Here is a 21,447-nt window from a genome sequence, read left to right as displayed (position 1 = left end):
CAGAACGCGACGAGCTCGGAAGAGCTGGCGGCCACGGCCGAGGAGATGAGCAGCCAGGCCGAGCAACTGCAGCGCACGATGAGCTTCTTCAAGCTGGCCGGTGCGGCTGCGACCTCGCAAGCACGCAAGCCGAACAAGAGCGCGCCTGCCAAGGTGGCCAAGCCGGTGGCAGCGAGCCGCAAGAACGCCCACCCGAGGCTGGCGTTGACGGGCGTCGACCTGGCTGACGTGGACGAGAGCCACTTCGCGAGTTACTGAGTCGCCAGCATGCAAGCGAAGGCACTTTCTCTGCTGAAGAGGTCGGCGCTGATCGTCGACGACAGCACCGTGCAGCGCCAGCATGCCGTGGCGCTGTGCCGTGCGGCCGGCATCGCGGCGGTGCACGAGGCCGCCGACGGGTTGGAGGCGCTGGCGGCCATCGAGTCGCTCGATGTGCTGCCGGGGTTGCTCATCGTCGACCTCGAGATGCCCCGCATGGACGGCATCGAACTGATCGAGGAACTGAACCGGCGCGGCATCCGTGCGCCCATCGCACTGGTGTCGTCCCGGGAGCATCCGCTGATCGAGTCGGTGCAGGCCCTGGGTCATTCGGTCGTCGCCGGTCTTCGCAAGCCTTTGTCGCGCGACACGCTGGAGCAGATCCTGAGCGCGGCGGCCGCCTTCCACGCTGCGATTCCAGCGCGCAGCCGCTTGCTGCGCCTGCCGATCACCGTGGCGATGCTGCGCCAGGCGATCGCCGAGCGCGCCATCGTCCCGCACTTCCAGCCCAAGGTCGACACGCAAAGCTGTGCGCTGCGGGGGGTGGAGGCGCTGGCAAGGTGGTCGCACCCCACGCTCGGCATGGTTCCGCCGGACGAGTTCATCCCGATCGCGGAGAGCACGGGCCTGATCCACGCGCTCACGCTGTCGATCATGGAGCAGGCCTTCGCCCAATGCGCGGCCTGGAACGAGCAGGGCCTGGTCCTGTCGGTGGCCATCAACCTGTCGCCAAGGCTGCTCGTGCATCCGGAGATCGTGATGCAGATCTGCGACTTGCAGCGGCGCTACCGGCTGCGCGCCGAGCAGGTGATTCTGGAGGTCACCGAAAGCTCGGTGGTCGATGCCACGGGGTCTGCGCCCGGCGTGCTTGCGCGCCTGCGGCTCAAGGGCTTCGGGCTGTCGATCGACGACTACGGCACCGGCTTCTCGTCGCTGCAGCAGCTCACGCGCATTCCCTTTACCGAACTGAAGATCGACCGCGCCTTCGTCTGCGGTGCGCACCGGCGCGACAGCATCCGCACCATCCTCGAGTCGGCCATCGACCTGGCGCACCGGCTGCAGCTCGCGACGGTGGCCGAGGGCGTGGATGCGGTCGACGACTGGCGGCTGCTGCAGTCCTTTCGCTGCACCCAGGGCCAGGGATGGCTGATCGCGCCAGCGATGGCGGGGCCAGAGCTGCAGGCCTGGGCGGCGACCTGTCAAGAACGCCTTGCGCCGTTGCAGGCGCCGACGCATCCATCCTCACCATGAACAGCCAGTCCATCTCCGACCGCGACTTCGCCAACTTCCAGCGCTTCATCTTCGACGCGGCGGGCATCACCTTGTCGCCGGCCAAGAAGGCGCTGGTCTGCGGGCGCCTGGCCAAGCGCGTGAGCGCGCACGGCCTGGACGGCTACGCCGCCTACTTCTCTCTCCTCAAGAAAGGCGACGCGCCCGGCGAAGTGCAGGCCGCCATCGACCTGCTCACGACCAACGAGACCTACTTCTTTCGCGAGCCCAAGCACTTCGAGCTGCTGCGCGCCGCCGCGGCGGCCCATACCGGCCCCGGGCCGTTCAGGGTGTGGAGCGCGGCGAGCTCCAGCGGCGAAGAGGCCTACAGCATCGCGATGGTGCTGGCCGACTGCCTGGGCGAGCGGCCCTTCGAGGTCCTCGGAACGGACATCAGCACCCGCGTGCTCGCGCGCGCCCGCCTGGGCCACTACCCCGAACAGCGCGTCCGGCAGATCCCGCAGAACTACCTCAAGAAGTACTGCCTCAAGGGCATGGGCGATCAGCAGGGCACCTTGCTGGTCGACCGCTCGCTGCGCCAGAAGGTGCGCTTCGCGCATGCCAACCTCAACGATCGGCTGCCCGAGCTGGGGAGCTTCGACGTGGTGTTCCTGCGCAACGTGCTGATCTATTTCAACGCCGAGACCAAGCGGCAGGTGGTGGCGCGCGTGCTGGCGCCGCTCAAGCGCGGCGGCTTCTTCTTCATCGGCCATTCGGAGAGCCTCAACGAGGTGAGTTCCGAGGTGGTGCAGATGGCGCCGGCCGTTTACCGCAAGCCCTGACCGAAGACCGGCATGAAGTCCACCATCAAGGTTCTCGTGGTCGATGATTCGGCGGTCGTGCGCCAGGTGCTGACGGCCCTGATCGACGCCACGCCCGGCATGGAGGTCATGCACGCCGCCGCCGATCCGCTGCTCGCCATGGAGCGCATGAGGCAGCAATGGCCCGACGTGATCGTGCTCGACGTCGAGATGCCGCGCATGGACGGCATCACCTTCCTGCGCAAGATCATGACGGAGCGGCCGACGCCGGTGGTGATCTGCTCCACGCTGACCGAGCAGGGCGCCAAGACCACGATGGAGGCGCTGTCCGCCGGCGCCGTGGCGATCGTGACCAAGCCCAAGCTGGGCCTCAAGCAGTTCCTGACGGATGCCGCGGACGACCTCGTCACCACCGTGCGGGAGGCCGCCCGGGCCAACGTGCGGCGGCTGGCGCCGCGGCGCGAGGCCGCGCCCTTGCAGCCGGTCGCCAAGCTCACGGCCGACGCGATCCTGCCGCCGGGTGCCGGCCGCGCCATGACGCAGACCACCGAGCGCGTGGTGGCCATCGGCACGTCCACCGGGGGCACGCAGGCGCTCGAGGAGGTGCTGACGGCGCTGCCGCGTGTGTGCCCGGGCATCGTGATCGTGCAGCACATGCCCGAGAAGTTCACGGCCGCATTCGCCAGCCGGCTCGACAGCGTCTGCCGCATCGCCGTGAAGGAGGCGGAACACAACGACCGCGTGCTGCCCGGCCGCGCGCTGATCGCCCCGGGCGGCAAGCACATGGTGCTGCGGCGCAGCGGCGCGCAGTACTACGTGGATGTGGTGGACGGCCCGCTGGTCAACCGGCACCGGCCGTCGGTCGACGTGCTGTTCCGGTCGGTGGCCAAGTGCGCGGGCGCCAATGCGGTGGGCATCATCATGACCGGCATGGGCGACGACGGCGCGGCGGGCCTGCTCGAGATGCACAACGCCGGCGCACGCACCGTGGCGCAGGACGAGGAAAGCTGCGTCGTGTTCGGCATGCCCAAGGAAGCGATCAAGCGCGGCGGCGTCGACAAGACGGTGACGCTGTCGGCGATCTGGCGCGAGATCGGCGCCTGACGGCGGCTAAGGCTTTTCTTCGGCGCCGCCGTCGGCGTCGAACACCATGCCGGGGCGGTACTTCGCCGATTCCTTCTGCAGTCGCAGGAACTCTGTCGCATAGGTGCCCGTGAGTTGCGGCCAGCGGCGGAACAGGTTGAAGTTCTCGGCGTTCTGCTCGGCCCCGGCACGGGTGAAGTTCATCGAGCCGAAGCCGACCGTGTCCTGGTCGATGACCACGAACTTGTGGTGCATGACCGGGTAGCGCGCGTTGATCCACAGCGGCACGCCGTGGTTGTGGAAGTAGGTCGCGCTCGAATAGCGCAGGCTCACCTGCGAGCGGTCGAGCAGCACGCGGACGTCGAGCCCGCGTGCATGCGCCTGCTCGAGCGCCTTGGCGATGGTCGAGGAGGTGAAGTAGTAGCCCGCGATCCAGACGCGCTGGCGCGCCTGGCCCAGGGCCTGGGCGATGGCGCGATCGGTTCCGTCGTCGGGGGAGAAGAAGACCTGGGCCTGGGCGCCCGCCGACGGGACCGGCAGCGGGACCACGGTGGCGTCGGCGTGGGTGGCCAGAACGGCCAGGAGCGCCAGGGCGCAGGCGAGGGTGGGCCCCCGGAATGGCTTCATGCAATCTTCCCTGAGTGAACGGCACCCGATGTGCCGGGCCGCTCATTGTCGCGGCCGCCGCGCGGGCCGTGTCAGGCCGGTACGGCCCGCCCAGCCGGTTGCGTCTTCGGGGTCGCGAGCGAAGGCAGGGGCAGCACGTCGAGCACGCTGCGCCAGAGGCGCGACCACTGGGGCCAGTCATGGCCACCCTCGGTCGTGAAGACGTGGCCATCGGGCAGCACGTCGGCCAGCAGCTGATGGTTCGCGGCGAAGCGATCGGCCAGGCCGTAGCCCAGGTACAGCGGCGGGAGCTTGCCGGCAGCCGGCTGCGGGGAGGCGTACTGCTGCAGCCAGGGCCAGAGCTTGCGGTCGATCTCGTCGTCGGTCGGCGCTTCGGGTGCCTTCCAGGCGCGCAGGCCGCCGGCCTTCTGGATGTCGGCGCCGAGCGGCCGGCGGCCCAGGTAGGGCGCGAGGACCACGATGCCGTCGACCAGGCCGGGGCGGCTCAGTTCATGGGTGAGGGCGCCGAAGCCGCCGATCGAGATGCCGACCAGCCAGATGGCGGCGTAGCCGGCGCTGCGCGCGGGGGCCAGCACGTCGTCGCTGAGCCGCTGCACGAAACTCTGGTCGTAGTAGTACGACACGTTCGCGTCGACCAGCATGACGTCGGCCGCGAGGTGCCGCTCGCGCACGGCACCGACGAAGCCCTCGCGCTCGAACTCCTCCGGCTTCAGAAAGGCACCCGGCAGGAACACCAGGAGCGTGTCCGAACGCTGGCCTGGCTTGGCGGTCTGCAGATGTGTATCCAACGGGGAGCCCCTTCATGTCGAGGCCCCGCTGAACACGGGCTTTTCAGCGGAAGCGCGACCTCGAATTAAGAAAATAGTTTTGTAAAACAATCACTTGGCGTGATCTTTTACACACCTTTCAGATTGAAGCATAAAAAAAGCCGGCCACGAATCTGGCCGGCTGAGGTCACGGGGGAAAAGTGTAAGTAAAAGCGGCGAGGTGCCGCCTCCACGCCCCTCAGTGGATGGCGAGTTGCTGCACCTGGCTCACGGGCACGACCTTGCCCAGCTTGAGGGTCAGGACGCCGTTCTCGAGCCGCGCGTCGCTGGCGGCCACGTCGATGGCCTGCGGCAGTTCGTAGGCGGCCTTGAAAGGGCGCTTGGCCTCGGCCCTGGTTTCGATGCGCACGACGGCGCCTTCGATGCCGATGCTCAGGTCGTCACGCGACAGGCCGGGGACGTCCAGGCTGAGCGTCCAGGTCTTGTCGTCCTGTTCGACGTTCAGCGAACGCTGCGGGCCGCTCGGGAGGGTGTCGTTGACGAAGCGCTCGAAGCTGCGGTCGAAGGCGCGGGGGGCGAAGCGTGCGGTGCGGACGGCGGGTGCAAAAAACATGGTGAGACTCCAGAGGATGAACACAATGGGGACAAGAAAGGTGTGTCCCGTACACTGCGCGGCCGTTCAACATGAGTGCCGCTTGCCACCTCATCTAGGCCTGCGCGCACGCGTTTCAAGAGAATGAATCAGAGCTTTATTTGGCGCCGTCGGGCCTTGAAATTCGCGGCCTCGGCGCTATGCGTGGCCGCCGCTGCGCCCGCCGTGCAGGCCCAGTCCGCGGCGCCCATCCGCCTGGCCCTGATCGAGAGCATGAGCGGCCCCTTCGCGAACACCGGCGAGGCCGTCTTTCGCAACATCCTCTGGGCCGTGGAGCGCGTCAACGCCCGCGGCGGCGTCAAGCTGCCGGGCGGCGCACGCCTGCTGCAGCTCGAGCGCTACGACAGCAAGGGCCAGAACGAGGAGGCGCTGTCGGCACTGCGGGCCGCCATGGACGACGGCGCGCGCGTCGTGCTGCAGGGCAACTCGTCGGCGACGGCGGCGGCGCTGATCGACGCCATCGACAAGAACAACGAGCGTGACCCGTCGCGCCGCGTGCTGTTCCTGAACTACTCCGCGGTCGACCCGGTGCTGACCAACGAGCGCTGCAGCTTCTGGCACTTCCGCTTCGATGCGCACGCCGACATGCGCGTGACCGCGCTGATGGACGTGGTGAAGGACGACGCGTCGCTCAAGCGCGTCTACCTGATCGGCCAGGACTACAGCTTCGGCCAGGCCGTGCTGCGCGAATCGAAGCGCCAGCTCGCGGCGCTGCGGCCCGATGTGCAGGTGGTCGGCGACGAACTGCACCCCATGGGCCGGGTGAAGGACTTCTCGCCCTACGCCACCAAGATCATCGCCAGCGGTGCGCAGGCCGTGATGACGGGCAACTGGGGCAATGACCTCACGCTGCTGGTCAAGGCAGCGCGCGAGGCCGGCTTCAACGGCAGCTTCTACACCTTCTACGGCAACGCGCTGGGCGCGCCCGCAGCCATCGGCGACGCGGGCATCGGCCGCGTGATCGCGGTGGCCGACTGGCTGCCGAACGTGCAGACGGCCCCATCGGAGGCCTTCTACCGGTCGTTCCGCGCACGCTTCCCGAAGCCTTCCGAGGACTATGTGCACATGCGCATGCAACTGCTGGTCGAGGCGCTGGCCCAGGCGATCGAGCGCGCCGGCAGCACCGACACGGTGGCGGTCGCGCGCGCCCTGGAGCGTGCCGACGTCACGCTGGCCGGCCAGCGCGGCCGTATGCGCGCGGCGGACCACCAGTTCCAGCAGCAGCTGGTCGTCGGCATGATGGACAGGCAGGGCGCGCCCGGCGTGAAGTTCGACGTCGAAGGCTCGGGCTACGGCTTTCGCGTCGTGAAGACCGTGGCTGCCGAGCGTGCCGAGATGCCCACCACCTGCAAGATGCAACGCCCCTGAACGGGGCCGGAGAAACAGACATGCGCCAAGCCATCCTCGACCTCGAGGCCTCCAAGATCCGTGAAGTCGCCAATGCCGGCATCGGTCGCGACGATGTGCTCGCCTTCTGGTTCGGCGAGAGCGACGAGGTCACGCCCGAGGTCGTGCGCCAGGCCGCGATCGATTCGCTGCAGCGCGGCGAAACCTTCTACGCCCACAACCTGGGCCTGCCCGAATTGCGCGAGGCGATCGCCGGCTACGCCAGCACGCTGCACCCGCGGATCGACGCGTCGCGCATCGCAGTCACCTCCGGCGGCGTGAACGCGCTGATGCTGGCGGTGCAGGCGCTGGTTGATGCGGGCGACGAGGTCGTGGCCGTGACGCCGGTATGGCCCAACCTGGTGGCGCAGCCGGCCATCATGGGGGCGACGGTGCGCACCGTTGCCCTCAAACCAGTCAATGGCGAGTGGACGCTCGACCTCGATGCGCTGCGCGCCGCCATCACGCCGCGCACCAGGCTGCTGATCGTCAACGCGCCGAACAACCCGACCGGCTGGACGCTGACCGGCGACGAGCAGCGCGCCATCCTCGACCATTGCCGCCAGACCGGTACGTGGATCCTGGCCGACGAGGTCTACGAGCGCCTGTACTTCGAGCCGACGCCGAACGGTTGCGCCCCCAGCTTTCTGGACGTGGCCGCGCCGGACGACCGCCTGGTCGTCGCCCACAGCTTTTCCAAGAGCTTCCTGATGACCGGCTGGCGCCTGGGTTGGCTGGTGCTGCCGCCGGCGCTGATGGACGGGATGGGCAAGCTGATCGAGTTCAACACCTCGTGCGCGAGCGTGTTCACCCAGCGTGCTGGCGTGGCCGCCATCCAGCACGGCCAGGACATCACGCCGCGCGTCGTGGCCCACCTGAAGGCCTGTCGCGACGTGCTGGTGCCGCTGCTGGCGGCCGTTCCCGGTGTGCAGGTGGCGCCGGCCAAGGGCGGCATGTATGCCTTCTTCAAGCTGGACGGCTTCGACGATTCGCTCGACGTCGCCAAACGCCTGGTCACCGAAGCCGGCCTGGGCCTGGCGCCCGGCAGCGCCTTCGCGCCCGAGGCGCAGGGCTGGCTGCGCTGGTGTTTCGCGTCGAAGGACCCGCAACGCTTGGTTGAAGGCGTCCGCCGTCTCCGAACCTGGCTTGCCGCCGAAAGTAAGTCCATCCGTTGAGCCGGCGCCGGCCGAAGGCCGCGCGCCTGTTCGTGGAACACCGCGGAACCGGCTTCGCCGGGCCGCTGGTGTTGCCCCCGGTAGGGGGTGCGGAGCGCTACACGCAGTGAGCGCGACCTGGGGGCGAGCTATAATCCTAGGCTATCCGCCGCAAGGCACACGGTGCGTGCAGTTCCAGCGCACACCGCAAGTCAAACTATTTGGAACGAAGGAAATCATCATGATCGCAGCCTCCATCAAGGCCGAAGTCGTCAAGGACAACGCCCGCGCCGCCAACGACACGGGCAGCCCCGAAGTGCAGGTCGCACTGCTGACCGCCCGCATCAACGAACTCACCCCCCACTTCAAGACCCACGCCAAGGACCACCACGGCCGTCGCGGTCTGCTGCGCATGGTGAGCCGCCGCCGCAAGCTCCTGGACTACCTCAAGTCCAAGGATGCCGACCGTTACACCGCGCTGATCGCCAAGCTGGGCCTGCGCAAGTAATTCGAATCGCATGCAAAAAACGCCTGGGTTAGTCCGCTAGCTCAGGCGTTTTTTACTTCGCGAACAAGTTTCGGAGCGACAGAACAGAGCGAAGCTGTGTCATTCCAGGGAGGCTCGAGCCGAGCTTCACTGGAATGGCATCGTGTTCTGCGAAGCGCTCCAACCCCTGCGGGTGCTGCCGATACGGTGGTTCGCCGCTCTCAAATCAGGAGCAAACATGAGCCTCTTCAACAAAGTCACCAAGTCCTTCCAGTGGGGCGACAAGACCGTCGTCATGGAAACGGGCGAAATCGCCCGCCAGGCCGGCGGCGCGGTCAAGGTCGACATCGACGGTACCGTCGTGCTCGCCACCGTGGTCGCCTCCAAGTCGGCCAAGCCCGGCCAGGACTTCTTCCCGCTGACCGTCGACTACATCGAGAAGACCTATGCCGCGGGCAAGATTCCCGGCAGCTTCTTCAAGCGCGAAGCCAAGCCCAGCGAACACGAAACCCTGACCAGCCGCCTGATCGACCGCCCGATCCGCCCGCTGTTCCCCGAAGGTTTCCTGAACGAAGTGCACGTGGTTATCCACACGCTGTCGCTCAACCCCGAGGTCGATGCCGACATCGCCGCCATGATCGGCGTGTCCGCCGCGCTGTCGGTCTCCGGCATTCCGTTCAGCGGCCCGATCGGCGCCGCCCGCGTGGGCTACATCAACGGCCAGTACGTGCTGAACCCGGGCCAGACCGCCCGCAAGGATTCGCAGATGGACCTGGTCGTCGCCGGCACCGAAGCCGCCGTGCTGATGGTCGAGTCCGAAGCCCTGCAGCTGTCCGAGGAAATCATGCTGGGTGGCGTGGTGTTCGGCCATGAACAGGCCAACATCGCGATCAACGCGATCCATGACCTCGTCCGTGACGCCGGCAAGCCGGTGTGGGACTGGTCGGCACCGGCCGAAGACGAAGCCTTCGTCGCCAAGGTCAACGGCCTGGCCGAAGAGAAGCTGCGCGCGGTCTACCAGATCCGCAGCAAGCAGGCCCGCACGCAAGCCCTGCGCGAAGCCAACGCCAGCGTGATGGCTGCGCTGAAGGAAAGCGGCGAGCCCTTCGACGCCGGCAAGGTCAACGACCTGCTGTTCGCGATCGAATCGAAGATCGTCCGCAGCCAGATCCTCGAAGGCGAGCCGCGCATCGACGGCCGCGACACGCGCACCGTGCGCCCGATCGAGATCCGCAATTCGGTGCTGCCGCGCACCCACGGTTCGGCCCTGTTCACCCGCGGTGAAACCCAGGCGCTGGTCATCACCACGCTCGGCACCGAACGTGACGCCCAGCGCATCGACGCGCTGGCCGGCGAGTACGAAGACCGCTTCCTGTTCCACTACAACATGCCTCCCTTCGCCACCGGCGAAGTCGGCCGCATGGGCTCGACCAAGCGCCGCGAGATCGGCCACGGCCGCCTGGCCAAGCGCGCGCTCGTCGCCGTGCTGCCGTCGAAGGAAGAATTCCCGTACACGGTGCGCGTCGTGTCCGAAATCACCGAGTCGAACGGCTCGTCGTCGATGGCTTCGGTCTGCGGCGGCTGCCTGTCGATGATGGATGCCGGCGTGCCGATGAAGGCCCACGTGGCCGGCATCGCCATGGGCCTGATCAAGGAAGGCAACCGCTTCGCGGTGCTGACCGACATCCTGGGTGACGAAGATCACCTGGGCGACATGGACTTCAAGGTGGCGGGCACGACCAACGGCATCACCGCGCTGCAGATGGACATCAAGATCCAGGGCATCACCAAGGAAATCATGCAGGTCGCCCTGGCCCAGGCCAAGGAAGCGCGCATGCACATCCTGGGCAAGATGCAGGAAGCGATGGGCGAAGCCAAGGCCGAGGTCTCGACCTTCGCACCGCGCCTGACCACGCTGAAGATCAACCCCGAGAAGATCCGCGACGTGATCGGCAAGGGCGGCGCGGTCATCCGCGGCCTGCAGGAAGAAACCGGCACGACGATCAACATCGACGAAGACGGCACCATCACCATCGCGTCGACCGACCCTGAAAAGGCCGAACTGGCCAAGAAGCGCATCGAGCAGATCACGGCGGAAGTCGAAATCGGCAAGGTGTACGAAGGACCGGTCACGAAGATCCTGGACTTCGGCGCGCTGATCAACCTGCTGCCCGGCAAGGACGGTCTGCTGCACATCAGCCAGATCGCCCACGAGCGCGTCGAGAAGGTCTCCGACTACCTGAGCGAAGGCCAGATCGTGAAGGTCAAGGTCCTCGAGACGGACGAGAAGGGCCGCGTCAAGCTGTCGATGAAGGCCCTGACCGAGCGTCCGGCCGGCATGGAGTTCCAGGAGCGTGCACCGCGCGAAGACCGCGGCGACCGTCCGCCGCGCAGCGACCGCGGCCCGCGTGAAGACCGCGGTGACCGCGCTCCTCGCGGTGATCGTCCCCCGCGCTTCGAAGAGCGCGGCAACGGCGGCGAGCCAGCACCCGAGCAGGGTGCAGCGCAGCCGACGCCGGACACCAACCGCGGCGGCGACCAGCAAGGCTGAGAAAGAAGAGGGCGGTGCGAGCCGCCCCATCTTTCGTTCCCATCATGAAAGCCATTGAAATCACTTCGTTCGGTGCGCCGGACGTGCTGCGTGTCGTCGATCGACCGGACCCGGTGGCGGGCGAGGGCGAACTGCTGATCCGTGTCGCGGCCAGCGGCGTGAACCGTCCGGATGTGCTGCAGCGCACCGGCAACTACCCGGTGCCGCCGGGGGCGTCGGACCTGCCGGGCCTCGAGGTGGCCGGTGAGATCGTCGCGGGCGACGCCAAGGCGCTGGCCGATGCCGGTCTGGCCCTCGGTGACCGCGTCTGTGCGCTGGTGGCGGGCGGCGGCTATGCCGAGCGATGCGTGGCGCCGGTCGCGCAGTGCCTGCCGGTGCCCAAGGGCTGGAGCGACATCGAGGCCGCTTCGCTGCCCGAGACCTTCTTCACCGTCTGGAGCAACGTGTTCGAGCGCGGTCGCCTGCAGCAGGGCGAGACGCTGCTGATCCAGGGCGGCTCCAGCGGCATCGGCGTGACCGCCATCCAACTGGGCAAGGCCATGGGTGCGACGGTGATCGTTACGGCCGGCAGCGACGACAAGTGCGAGGCCTGCCTGAAACTGGGCGCCGACCACGCGATCAACTACAAGTCGAGCGACTTCGTCGCCGAAGTGAAGCGCATCACGGACGGCAAGGGCGTCGACGTGGTGCTGGACATGGTGGCGGGTGCCTACGTCGCGCGCGAGATCGAGTGCCTGGCCGAAGACGGCCGGCTGGTGATCATCGCGGTGCAGGGCGGCGTCAAGGCCGAGATCAATGCCGGGCTGGTGCTGCGTCGCCGCCTGACGGTCACGGGTTCGACCCTGCGGCCGCGCTCGATCGCCTTCAAGGGCGCCATCGCGCAGGCGCTGCGCGACAAGGTGTGGCCCCTGCTCGAGCGCGGTGCGATCAAGCCGGTCGTGCACAGCACCTTCGCCGCCATCGGCGATCCCAGCGGCGGGGCGCAGGCCCATGTCCTGATGGAATCGAACCAGCACATCGGCAAGATCGTGCTGACCTGGTGAACAACGAGACAAGATGACGATGACCAATCGGAAGCTGATTGCCGGCAACTGGAAGATGAACGGTAGCCTGGTGGCCAACGAGGCGCTGCTGAATGCCGTGCTGCAAGGCATCGGCACGCCGGGTTGCGACGTCGCTGTCTGCGTGCCGGCGCCGTACTTCGCGCAGGTGCAGGCCCTGATTGCCGGTTCGCCTGTCGCGCTCGGTGCGCAGGACCTCTCGGCGCAGCCGCAAGGGGCCTTCACCGGCGAGCAGTCGGCGGCGATGCTCAAGGACTTCGGTGTGCGCTACGCCATCGTCGGCCACTCGGAGCGGCGCCAGTACCACGGCGAGACCGATGAGGCCGTGGCAGCCAAGACGGCGGCCGCGCTGGCCAACGGCATCACGCCGATCGTCTGCGTGGGCGAAACGCTCGCGGAGCGTGAGGCCGGCCGCACGGAGGAGGTGGTGAAGCGCCAGCTCGCCGCGGTCATCCACGTCAACGGCCATTGCATCAGCGAGATCGTGGTGGCGTATGAGCCCGTCTGGGCCATCGGCACGGGCAAGACGGCCACGCCCGAACAGGCGCAGGGCGTGCACGCCGTGCTGCGTGCGCAGCTGCACCACGCTGCCAGCGAGCACGCCGCGGGCATCCGCATCCTCTACGGCGGCAGCATGAATGCGGCCAATGCCGCGGAACTGCTGGCCCAGCCCGACATCGACGGCGGCCTGATCGGTGGCGCATCGCTCAAGGCGCCGGACTTTCTACACATCATTGCGGCCGCACGCTGAATCGCGCGCGGCCGATCCTTAGGAGAAACAACGAATGAACATGGTCCTCAACATCCTCGTCGGCGTGCAGATGCTCACCGCGCTGGCGATGATCGGCCTCATCCTGGTGCAGCACGGCAAGGGCGCCGACATGGGCGCGGCCTTCGGCAGCGGCAGTGCCGGCAGCCTGTTCGGCGCCAGCGGCAGCGCGAACTTCCTGTCGCGCACCACGGCCGTCCTCGCCGCGGTGTTCTTCGTGTGCACGTTGCTGCTGGCCTACTTCAGCCATGCACGCCCCGCGTCGGGCGGCAACAGTCTGCTCGAGCGTGCGGCCATCGGTGCGCCGGCACCGGCTGCCTCCGGTGCTGCAACGCAGATTCCGGCCCCCGGCACGCCTGCTGCGCCGAGCGCCGGCGCAGCGGCCTCGGCACCTGCCGTGCCCGCTTCCGGGGCAGGGCAGATTCCGACGAAGTGATGTGTGTGAATCTGTGTGCATTCATTGCACCGGCACAGTGAAAACAACTGTATTTCAGGGTAAACTCTAAAGCTGTCCGGAGAGCCAAAACCCTCTCGGGTTCCTCATGCCATCTGGACAGGCAAAAACCGCGGTCGTGGTGAAATTGGTAGACACGCTATCTTGAGGGGGTAGTGGCGAAAGCTGTGCGAGTTCGAGTCTCGCCGACCGCACCAAATCTCACCGGCAGGTGGCAACCATCGGGTGGCCGCCTGCCGGTGGCAAGCGGTATAGAACCCCCTGATGAACCTCGATTCCTACCTCCCCGTCCTGTTGTTCATTCTGGTCGGCATCGGGGTCGGCATCGCCCCCCAGGTTCTGGGCTATATCCTCGGCCCCAACCGGCCCGATGCGGCCAAGAATTCCCCCTACGAATGCGGCTTCGAAGCGTTCGAGAACGCCCGCATGCAGTTTGATGTCCGCTACTACCTGGTGGCCATCCTCTTCATCCTGTTCGACCTGGAAATCGCCTTCCTCTTCCCCTGGGCCGTCGCGCTCAAGGAAGTGGGGCCGGCGGGCTTCTGGGCGGTCGTGATCTTCCTGGCCATCCTCGTCGTGGGCTTCGCCTACGAATGGAAAAAGGGTGCGCTTGACTGGGAATAGCCGGAACTCGGCAACAAGGTACAGCCATGGCCATTGAAGGCGTTTTCAAAGAAGGCTTCGTCACCACGTCCTACGACTCGGTGGTGAATTGGGCCAAGACCGGCTCGTTGTGGCCCATGACCTTCGGTCTGGCCTGCTGCGCGGTCGAGATGATGCATGCGGCCGCTGCGCGCTACGACATCGGGCGCTTCGGCGCCGAGGTGTTCCGCGCCAGCCCGCGTCAGTCCGATCTGATGATCGTGGCCGGCACGCTGTGCAACAAGATGGCGCCGGCGCTGCGCAAGGTGTACGACCAGATGGCCGAGCCCCGCTGGGTGTTGTCGATGGGCTCGTGCGCCAACGGCGGCGGCTACTACCACTACAGCTACTCGGTCGTGCGCGGCTGCGACCGCATCGTGCCGGTCGACGTCTACGTGCCCGGCTGCCCGCCCACGGCGGAGGCTCTGATCTACGGGATCATCCAGCTGCAGCAGAAGGTGCGCCGCACCAACACCATCGCCCGCGCCTGAACGGGACCGACATGACAGTCTTTGCGATCGATCCTGGTGCCCTGAAGGACACCATTGCCCTGGCCCTTGGCGACAAGGTCAAGAGCATCAACGTGGCGCTCGGCGAGGTGACGCTGGTGGTGAAGGCCGCCGACTACCTGGCCGCCATGCAGACCCTGCGCGACGCGCCGGGCTGCCAGTTCGAGCAGCTCGTCGACCTCTGCGGCGTCGACTATTCGTCGTACCGCGACACCGAATGGGAAGGCCTGCGCTTCTGCGCGGTGTCACACCTGCTGTCGGTGAGCCTGAACCAGCGCGTGCGCGTGAAGGTGTTCTGCGCCGACGACGACTTCCCCGTGCTGCCGTCGGTGATGCACCTGTGGGCCTCTGCCAACTGGTTCGAGCGCGAAGCCTTCGACCTGTTCGGCATCGTGTTCGAAGGGCACGAAGACCTGCGCCGCATCCTGACCGACTACGGCTTCATCGGCCACCCGTTCCGCAAGGACTTCCCGCTGTCGGGCCATGTCGAGATGCGCTACGACGAAGAACTCAAGCGCGTGGTCTATCAGCCGGTGTCGATCGAACCCCGCGAAGTCACGCCGCGCGTGATCCGCGAAGAGAATTACGGCGGGCTCCACTGACCATGGCTGAAATCAAGAACTACACGCTGAACTTCGGTCCGCAGCACCCGGCTGCGCACGGCGTGCTGCGCCTGGTGCTCGAGCTCGACGGCGAAGTCGTCCAGCGCGCCGACCCGCACATCGGCCTGCTGCACCGCGCGACCGAAAAGCTCGCCGAGCACAAGACCTATATCCAGTCGCTGCCCTACATGGACCGCCTCGACTACGTGTCGATGATGTCCAACGAGCACGCCTACTGCCTGGCCATCGAAAAGCTGATGGGCCTCGAGGTGCCGATCCGCGCGCAGTACATCCGCGTGATGTTCGCCGAGATCACGCGGCTGCTGAACCACCTGATGTGGCTCGGCTCGCACGGCAACGACTGCGGCAGCTCGACCATCCTGATCTACGCCTTCCGCGAACGCGAAGACCTGTTCGACATCTACGAAGCCGTCTCGGGTGCGCGCATGCACGCGGCGTACTTCCGCCCGGGCGGCGTCTACCGCGACCTGCCGGACACGATGCCGCAGTACAAGGTCAGCAAGATCAAGAACGCCAAGGCCCTCGAGCGCATGAACGAGAACCGCCAGGGTTCGATGCTCGACTTCATCGATGACTTCACGAAGCGTTTCGTCAAGCACATGGAGGAGTACCACACGCTCCTGACCGACAACCGCATCTGGAAGCAGCGCACCGTGGGCATCGGCGTGATGACGCCCGAGCGCGCGCTCAACCTCGGCCTCACCGGCCCGATGCTGCGCGGTTCGGGTATCGCCTGGGACCTGCGCAAGAAGCAGCCGTACGACGTGTATGACCGCATGGACTTCGACATCCCGGTCGGCAAGACCGGCGACTGTTACGACCGCTATCTGGTTCGCATGGAAGAGATGGCGCAGTCCAACCGCATCATCAAGCAGTGCGTCGACTGGCTCCGCGTGAACCCCGGCCCGGTCATTACCGACAACCACAAGGTGGCAGCACCGGCCCGTGAGTCCATGAAGGGCAACATGGAAGAGCTGATCCACCACTTCAAGCTCTTCACCGAAGGCTTCCATGTGCCCGAAGGCGAGGCCTATGCCGCCGTCGAGCACCCGAAGGGCGAGTTCGGCATCTACCTGGTGAGCGACGGTGCCAACAAGCCGTACCGCCTGAAGATCCGTGCACCCGGCTTCGTGCATCTGTCGGCGCTCGACGAGATGACGCGCGGCCACATGATCGCGGACACCGTCGCCGTGATCGGCACCCTGGACATCGTGTTCGGAGAAATCGATCGATGAGCAACCCCAGCACCCCCGCGGCGATGAAGCCGCTGTCCGCCTCCGCGCTGGAACGCTTCGCGCGCGAAGTCGCCAAGTACCCGGCCGACCAGGCACAGTCCGCTGTGATGGCCTGCCTGGCCATCGTGCAGCAGGAACAGGGCTACGTGAGCCTCGAGAGCGAGAAGGTCGTCGCCGACTTCCTCGGCATGCCGCAGATCGCGGTGCACGAGGTCACGACCTTCTACAACATGTACAACCAGCAGCCGACCGGCCGCTTCAAGCTCAACGTGTGCACGAACCTGCCGTGCCAGCTGCGCGACGGTGTCACGGCACTGACGCACCTCGAGAAGAAGCTTGGTGTGACGATGGGCGGTACCACGGACGACGGCATGTTCACGCTGCAGCAGAGCGAATGCCTGGGCGCCTGCGCCGATTCGCCGGTGATGCTGGTCAACGACCGCACCATGTGCAGCTTCATGAGCAACGAGAAGCTCGATCAGCTCATCGACGGCCTGCGCGCCTCGTCGAAGGGAGACGCCGCATGACGCCTGAACAAGTCCTCTCGCAGTTCCAGGCCACCGGTGTCCAGACCTGCTTTCACGACCGCCACCTCGGCCCGCAGATCTACGCCGGCCTCGACGGTACGAACTGGCGCCTGGCCGACTACGAAGCGCGCGGCGGCTACCAGGCGCTGCGCAAGATCCTGACCGAGGGCCTCACGCCCGACCAGGTGATCGCCGAAGTCAAGGCCTCCGGCCTGCGCGGCCGCGGCGGCGCGGGTTTCCCGACCGGGCTGAAGTGGAGCTTCATGCCGCGCCAGTTCCCGGGCCAGAAGTACCTCGTCTGCAATTCCGACGAAGGCGAACCGGGTACCTGCAAGGACCGCGACATCCTGCAGTTCAACCCGCACATCGTGATCGAAGGCATGGCCATCGCGGCTTACGCGATGGGCATCAGCGTCGGGTACAACTACATCCACGGCGAGATATTCCAGTCCTACGAACGCTTCGAGGAAGCGCTGGAAGAGGCTCGTGCGGCTGGCTATCTCGGCGACAAGATCATGGGCAGCACGTACAACTTCCAGTTGCACGCGGCCCACGGCTTCGGTGCGTACATCTGCGGTGAAGAAACCGCGCTGCTCGAATCGCTCGAGGGCAAGAAGGGCCAGCCTCGCTTCAAGCCGCCGTTCCCGGCGAGCTTCGGCCTGTACGGCAAGCCGACGACCATCAACAACACCGAGACCTTCGCGGCGGTGCCCTGGATCATCCGCAACGGCGGTCCGGCCTACCTCGAGTGCGGCAAGCCCAACAACGGCGGCACCAAGATCTTCTCGGTCAGCGGCGACGTCGAACTGCCCGGCAACTACGAGATTCCGCTGGGCACGCCGTTCAGCAAGCTGCTCGAACTCGCCGGTGGCGTGCGCAAGGGCCGTCAGCTCAAGGCCGTGATCCCCGGCGGATCGTCGGCACCGGTGCTGCCGGCGTCGGTCATGATGGAGACGACGATGGACTACGACGCCATCGCCAAGGCCGGCTCGATGCTCGGCTCGGGCGCCGTCATCGTGATGGACGACAGCCGCTCGATGGTCGAGTCGCTCAAGCGCCTCTCGTACTTCTACATGCACGAATCCTGCGGCCAGTGCACGCCCTGCCGCGAAGGCACGGGCTGGATGTGGCGCGTGATCGATCGCATCCACACCGGCCACGGCAAGCCCAGCGACATGGACCTGCTGAACTCGGTCGCCGACAACATCCAGGGCCGCACGATCTGTGCGCTGGGCGACGCTGCGGCGATGCCGGTGCGCGCCATGATCAAGCATTTCCGCCACGAGTTCGAGGCGCTGATCCCGGGCTATGTGCCCAAGGCGCCGGCCAAGGCCTGAGCACGAAAACGCAACACATATGGTTGAAATCGAACTCGACGGCAAGAAGGTCGACATCGTCGAAGGCAGCATGATCATGCATGCCGCCGACAAGGCGGGCACGTACATCCCGCACTTCTGCTATCACAAGAAACTCAGCATCGCGGCCAACTGCCGCATGTGCCTGGTCGACGTGGAAAAGGCGCCCAAGCCGATGCCGGCCTGCGCCACGCCCGTGACCCAGGGCATGATCGTCCGAACCAAGAGCGATAAGGCCATCAAGGCCCAGCAGTCGGTGATGGAGTTCCTGCTCATCAACCACCCGCTGGACTGCCCGATCTGCGATCAGGGCGGCGAATGCCAGCTGCAGGATCTGGCCGTGGGCTACGGCGGCTCGTCCTCGCGCTACGAGGAAGAGAAGCGCGTGGTGTTCCACAAGGACGTGGGCCCGCTCATCAGCATGGAAGAGATGAGTCGCTGCATCCACTGCACGCGCTGCGTCCGCTTCGGCCAGGAAGTGGCCGGTGTGATGGAGCTCGGCATGATCCACCGCGGCGAGCACTCCGAGATCACCACCGTGCTCGGCGAGACCGTCGACTCCGAGCTCTCGGGCAACATGATCGACATCTGCCCGGTCGGCGCGCTCACCAGCAAGCCCTTCCGCTACAGCGCCCGCACCTGGGAGCTGTCGCGCCGCAAGTCGGTCAGCCCGCATGACTCGACCGGTGCCAACCTGATCGTCCAGGTCAAGAACAACCAGGTGATGCGCGTCGTTCCGCTGGAGAACGAAGACGTCAACGAATGCTGGATCGCCGACCGCGACCGCTTCTCCTACGAAGCGCTCAACAGCGACGAGCGTCTGACGCAGCCCATGCTCAAGCAGGGCGGCCAATGGCAGGCCGTCGACTGGCAGACCGCCCTCGAATACGTGGCCAACGGCCTGCGCCAGATCAAGACCGACCATGGCGCGTCTGCCATCGGCGCGCTGGTCAGCCCGCACAGCACGGTCGAAGAGCTGGCCCTGGCCGGTGCGCTGGTGCGCGGCCTGGGCAGCGAGAACATCGACTATCGCCTGCGCAGTGCCGACTTCACGCCGGCCGGCGGCATCCGCTGGCTCGGCACCTCGATCGCGTCGCTGTCGAATCTGCAGCGCGTGCTGGTCGTGGGCTCGAACCTGCGCAAGGACCATCCGCTGTTCGCGCAGCGCATCCGCCAGGCGACCCGCAAGGGCGCCGCCGTGAGCGTGATTGCCTCGTCGAACGAGTTGCCATCGCGGGACGCGTGGGCCATGGCCCTGGCCGGCGTGACGACCGTGGCTGCCAGCGGCTGGGCGCAGGCCCTGGCCGACGTGGCCACCGCCATCGGGGCAGAGAAGGGCGTTTCGGCGCCCGTCCAAGGCAGCGCGAGCGACGAGGCCAAGGCCTTCGCGCAATCGCTGCTGGGTGGTGAACGCAAGGCGATCCTGCTTGGCAACGCCGCAGCCCACCATGCCGACGCGTCGCGCCTGCTGGCGCTCGCGCAGTGGATCGGCGAACAGACCGGCGCCAGCGTCGGCTACCTTACCGAGGCTGCCAACACGGTCGGCGCCCAGTGGGCGAACGCACTGCCCGGCGCGAATGGCCTGAACGCCGGCCAGATGCTGTCGGGCGGCCTGAAGGCCGTGCTGCTGCTCAACAACGAACCCGAATTCGACTCGGCTGCCGGCGCCCGTGCGGCGGCCGGCCTCGAGCATGCACAGATGGTCGTGACCCTGAGTCCCTTCAAGGCGAACCTCGCCATCAGCGATGTGCTGCTGCCGATCGCGCCGTTCAGTGAAACGCCGGGCACCTTCGTCAATGCCGAAGGCCGCATCCAGAGTTTCCATGCCGTGGTCAAGCCGCGCGGCGAGGCCCGTCCGGCCTGGAAGGTGCTGCGCGTGCTGGGCAACATGCTCGGCCTGTCGAACTTCGATTTCGAAACCGCCCAGGACGTGCTGGCGTCGGTGCGTGGGGCCGATGCCGGCGCCACGCACATCGCCGCCGACCGGCTGTCGAACGCCGCTCCCGCGGATGTCGACCTGTCGAAGGCGGTCGCCGATGCGGCGGCGCCGGTCACGGCGTCGATCTATCAGTTGGACGGCCTCACGCGCCGCGCTACCTCGCTGCAGCTCACCGCCGACGCGCGCGGTGCCGCGCATGCGGCGCTGGGGGTGTGGCCCGGTCAGCACCCGGTGCTCGACGAGGTGACGGCATGATCGATTCCATCTACGGTTTCGGCCACGGCCTCATCGGCGCGACCTGGTGGACCGCCGGCGGCTGGCCGGTGCTCTGGGCGCTGATCAAGATCATCTGCGTGCTGCTGCCGCTGCTCGGCGCCGTGGCCTATGCGACGCTGTGGGAGCGCAAGTTCCTGGGCTGGATCCAGGTCCGCCACGGCCCCAACCGCGTGGGCCCGTTCGGCCTGCTGCAGCCCATCGCCGACGCGCTGAAGCTGCTGACCAAGGAGCTGATCAACCCCACCGCCGCGTCGCCCGGGCTGTTCCGCCTCGGCCCGATCATGGCGATCATGCCGGCGCTGGCCGCCTGGGTCGCGATTCCCTTCGGCCCTGAAGCGATCCTCGCGAACGTCAACGCCGGCCTGCTGCTGATCATGGCGATCACCTCGATCGAGGTGTACGGCGTGATCATCGCCGGCTGGGCATCGAACTCGAAGTACGCCTTCCTGGGCGCGCTGCGCGCGTCGGCCCAGATGGTGAGCTACGAAATCGCCATGGGCTTCTGTCTGGTCGTTGTCATCATGGTGACGGGCAGCCTGCACCTGGGCGACGTGGTCGCTTCGCAGGGCAAGGGCATGGGCGTCAACATGGGCCTGGGCTTCCTGTCGTGGAACTGGCTGCCGCTGCTGCCGATCTTCGTGGTCTACGTGATCTCCGGCGTGGCCGAGACCAACCGCCACCCCTTCGACGTGGTTGAGGGCGAAGCGGAAATCGTGGCCGGCCACATGGTCGAGTACTCGGGCATGGGCTTCGCGATCTTCTTCCTGGCCGAATACGCCAGCATGTGGCTCGTGTCGATCCTGGCCGCGCTCATGTTCCTGGGCGGCTGGCTGTCGCCGATCGGCTTCCTCGATTTCATCCCGGGCTGGATCTGGCTGGGCCTGAAGACCTTCTTCGTGCTCACGCTGTTCATCTGGATCCGCGGCACCTTCCCGCGCTTCCGTTATGACCAGATCATGCGTCTGGGCTGGAAGATCTTCATTCCGGTCACCCTGGTGTGGCTGCTGGTGGTCGGGGGCTGGATGCAGACGCCCTGGAACATCTGGAACTAAGCGGAGAACC

The 21,447-nt window shown here is 66.7% G+C and carries 21 protein-coding genes, 1 tRNA gene and 1 pseudogene; 20 read left to right on the top strand and 3 right to left on the bottom strand.

The window, feature by feature from the left end; genetic code table 11:
- The 4 genes and pseudogenes from N8A90_RS10720 to N8A90_RS10705 all read left to right on the top strand — a co-directional run.
- Positions 1–258 (top strand): annotated as a pseudogene (locus N8A90_RS10720) (hypothetical protein); the annotation flags it as partial.
- A gap of 9 nt (positions 259–267) precedes the next feature.
- Entirely contained in the window at positions 268–1,509 is a 1,242-nt protein-coding gene (locus N8A90_RS10715; protein ID WP_262074835.1) for an EAL domain-containing response regulator, read from the top strand.
- Complete coding sequence (locus tag N8A90_RS10710) at positions 1,506–2,309, top strand: CheR family methyltransferase (protein WP_262074834.1); 804 nt, start codon at positions 1,506–1,508, stop codon at positions 2,307–2,309. The genes N8A90_RS10715 and N8A90_RS10710 overlap by 4 nt, the downstream gene beginning before the upstream one ends.
- A 12-nt stretch (positions 2,310–2,321) precedes the next feature.
- Positions 2,322–3,392, top strand: a complete 1,071-nt coding sequence (locus tag N8A90_RS10705) for a chemotaxis response regulator protein-glutamate methylesterase (protein ID WP_262074833.1) — start codon at positions 2,322–2,324, stop codon at positions 3,390–3,392.
- A 6-nt stretch (positions 3,393–3,398) separates the two neighbouring features.
- Here the strand turns inward: N8A90_RS10705 and N8A90_RS10700 are convergent, their stop codons facing one another.
- The 3 genes from N8A90_RS10700 to N8A90_RS10690 form a co-directional block, all read right to left on the bottom strand.
- Positions 3,399–3,998 (bottom strand): phospholipase D family protein, encoded by a 600-nt coding sequence (locus tag N8A90_RS10700; RefSeq protein WP_262074832.1) that lies wholly within the window; start codon positions 3,996–3,998, stop codon positions 3,399–3,401.
- A 71-nt stretch (positions 3,999–4,069) separates the two neighbouring features.
- The gene (locus N8A90_RS10695) at positions 4,070–4,786 is read right to left on the bottom strand and encodes an alpha/beta fold hydrolase (protein WP_262074831.1); all 717 of its coding nucleotides are present in this window, start codon (positions 4,784–4,786) and stop codon (positions 4,070–4,072) included.
- Positions 4,787–5,003: 217 nt separating this feature from the next.
- Positions 5,004–5,378: an Hsp20/alpha crystallin family protein gene (locus tag N8A90_RS10690; RefSeq protein WP_262074829.1), complete on the bottom strand. Its 375-nt coding sequence runs from the start codon at positions 5,376–5,378 to the stop codon at positions 5,004–5,006.
- Positions 5,379–5,501: 123 nt separating this feature from the next.
- On the opposite strand from N8A90_RS10690, the gene N8A90_RS10685 reads away from it, so the two are divergent.
- The 16 genes from N8A90_RS10685 to nuoH all read left to right on the top strand — a co-directional run bounded on the left by N8A90_RS10685 (position 5,502) and on the right by nuoH (position 21,437).
- A complete protein-coding gene (locus N8A90_RS10685; RefSeq protein WP_262074828.1) occupies positions 5,502–6,785 on the top strand; it encodes a branched-chain amino acid ABC transporter substrate-binding protein in 1,284 nt (427 codons plus the stop codon).
- 20 nt (positions 6,786–6,805) lie between these two features.
- Positions 6,806–7,978, top strand: a complete 1,173-nt coding sequence (locus N8A90_RS10680) for a pyridoxal phosphate-dependent aminotransferase (protein WP_262074827.1) — start codon at positions 6,806–6,808, stop codon at positions 7,976–7,978.
- A 220-nt stretch (positions 7,979–8,198) separates the two neighbouring features.
- Complete coding sequence (rpsO, locus tag N8A90_RS10675; RefSeq protein ID WP_007837783.1) at positions 8,199–8,465, top strand: 30S ribosomal protein S15; 267 nt, start codon at positions 8,199–8,201, stop codon at positions 8,463–8,465.
- Between the two features lie 217 nt (positions 8,466–8,682).
- The gene (gene pnp, locus N8A90_RS10670) at positions 8,683–10,995 is read left to right on the top strand and encodes a polyribonucleotide nucleotidyltransferase (protein WP_262074826.1); all 2,313 of its coding nucleotides are present in this window, start codon (positions 8,683–8,685) and stop codon (positions 10,993–10,995) included.
- Positions 10,996–11,039: 44 nt separating this feature from the next.
- Positions 11,040–12,038, top strand: a complete 999-nt coding sequence (locus tag N8A90_RS10665; protein WP_262074825.1) for an NAD(P)H-quinone oxidoreductase — start codon at positions 11,040–11,042, stop codon at positions 12,036–12,038.
- 19 nt (positions 12,039–12,057) lie between these two features.
- Positions 12,058–12,807 carry a triose-phosphate isomerase gene (gene tpiA, locus N8A90_RS10660; RefSeq protein ID WP_262074824.1) on the top strand — a complete coding sequence of 250 codons (750 nt, stop codon included), beginning with the start codon at positions 12,058–12,060 and terminating at the stop codon, positions 12,805–12,807.
- 34 nt (positions 12,808–12,841) lie between these two features.
- Positions 12,842–13,261 (top strand): preprotein translocase subunit SecG, encoded by a 420-nt coding sequence (secG, locus tag N8A90_RS10655; protein ID WP_262074823.1) that lies wholly within the window; start codon positions 12,842–12,844, stop codon positions 13,259–13,261.
- Positions 13,262–13,391: 130 nt separating this feature from the next.
- Positions 13,392–13,476: transfer RNA gene (locus N8A90_RS10650), tRNA-Leu, on the top strand.
- Positions 13,477–13,543: 67 nt separating this feature from the next.
- On the top strand, positions 13,544–13,903 hold the full coding sequence (locus N8A90_RS10645) for an NADH-quinone oxidoreductase subunit A (protein ID WP_262074822.1): 360 nt from the start codon (positions 13,544–13,546) through the stop codon (positions 13,901–13,903).
- Between the two features lie 26 nt (positions 13,904–13,929).
- Complete coding sequence (locus tag N8A90_RS10640) at positions 13,930–14,412, top strand: NuoB/complex I 20 kDa subunit family protein (protein ID WP_140839331.1); 483 nt, start codon at positions 13,930–13,932, stop codon at positions 14,410–14,412.
- An 11-nt stretch (positions 14,413–14,423) separates the two neighbouring features.
- Positions 14,424–15,032 (top strand): NADH-quinone oxidoreductase subunit C, encoded by a 609-nt coding sequence (locus tag N8A90_RS10635; protein WP_262074821.1) that lies wholly within the window; start codon positions 14,424–14,426, stop codon positions 15,030–15,032.
- A 2-nt stretch (positions 15,033–15,034) separates the two neighbouring features.
- Positions 15,035–16,288 (top strand): NADH-quinone oxidoreductase subunit D, encoded by a 1,254-nt coding sequence (locus tag N8A90_RS10630; protein WP_262074820.1) that lies wholly within the window; start codon positions 15,035–15,037, stop codon positions 16,286–16,288.
- Positions 16,285–16,815 carry an NADH-quinone oxidoreductase subunit NuoE gene (gene nuoE, locus N8A90_RS10625; RefSeq protein ID WP_262074819.1) on the top strand — a complete coding sequence of 177 codons (531 nt, stop codon included), beginning with the start codon at positions 16,285–16,287 and terminating at the stop codon, positions 16,813–16,815. Before N8A90_RS10630 ends, nuoE begins: the two co-directional genes overlap by 4 nt.
- The gene (nuoF, locus tag N8A90_RS10620; protein ID WP_262074818.1) at positions 16,812–18,152 is read left to right on the top strand and encodes an NADH-quinone oxidoreductase subunit NuoF; all 1,341 of its coding nucleotides are present in this window, start codon (positions 16,812–16,814) and stop codon (positions 18,150–18,152) included. The genes nuoE and nuoF overlap by 4 nt, the downstream gene beginning before the upstream one ends.
- A 19-nt stretch (positions 18,153–18,171) precedes the next feature.
- The gene (nuoG, locus tag N8A90_RS10615) at positions 18,172–20,364 is read left to right on the top strand and encodes an NADH-quinone oxidoreductase subunit NuoG (RefSeq protein WP_262074817.1); all 2,193 of its coding nucleotides are present in this window, start codon (positions 18,172–18,174) and stop codon (positions 20,362–20,364) included.
- Entirely contained in the window at positions 20,361–21,437 is a 1,077-nt protein-coding gene (gene nuoH / locus N8A90_RS10610; RefSeq protein WP_262074816.1) for an NADH-quinone oxidoreductase subunit NuoH, read from the top strand. The genes nuoG and nuoH overlap by 4 nt, the downstream gene beginning before the upstream one ends.
- The last annotated feature ends 10 nt before the right edge of the window (positions 21,438–21,447 follow it).

It is taken from the genome of Variovorax sp. N23 (genome assembly GCF_025486315.1).
Taxonomy (GTDB): Bacteria; Pseudomonadota; Gammaproteobacteria; order Burkholderiales; family Burkholderiaceae_C; genus Variovorax.
Note: the sequence above shows the minus strand (reverse complement) of the source record. Positions and strands in the feature narration are given on the sequence as shown.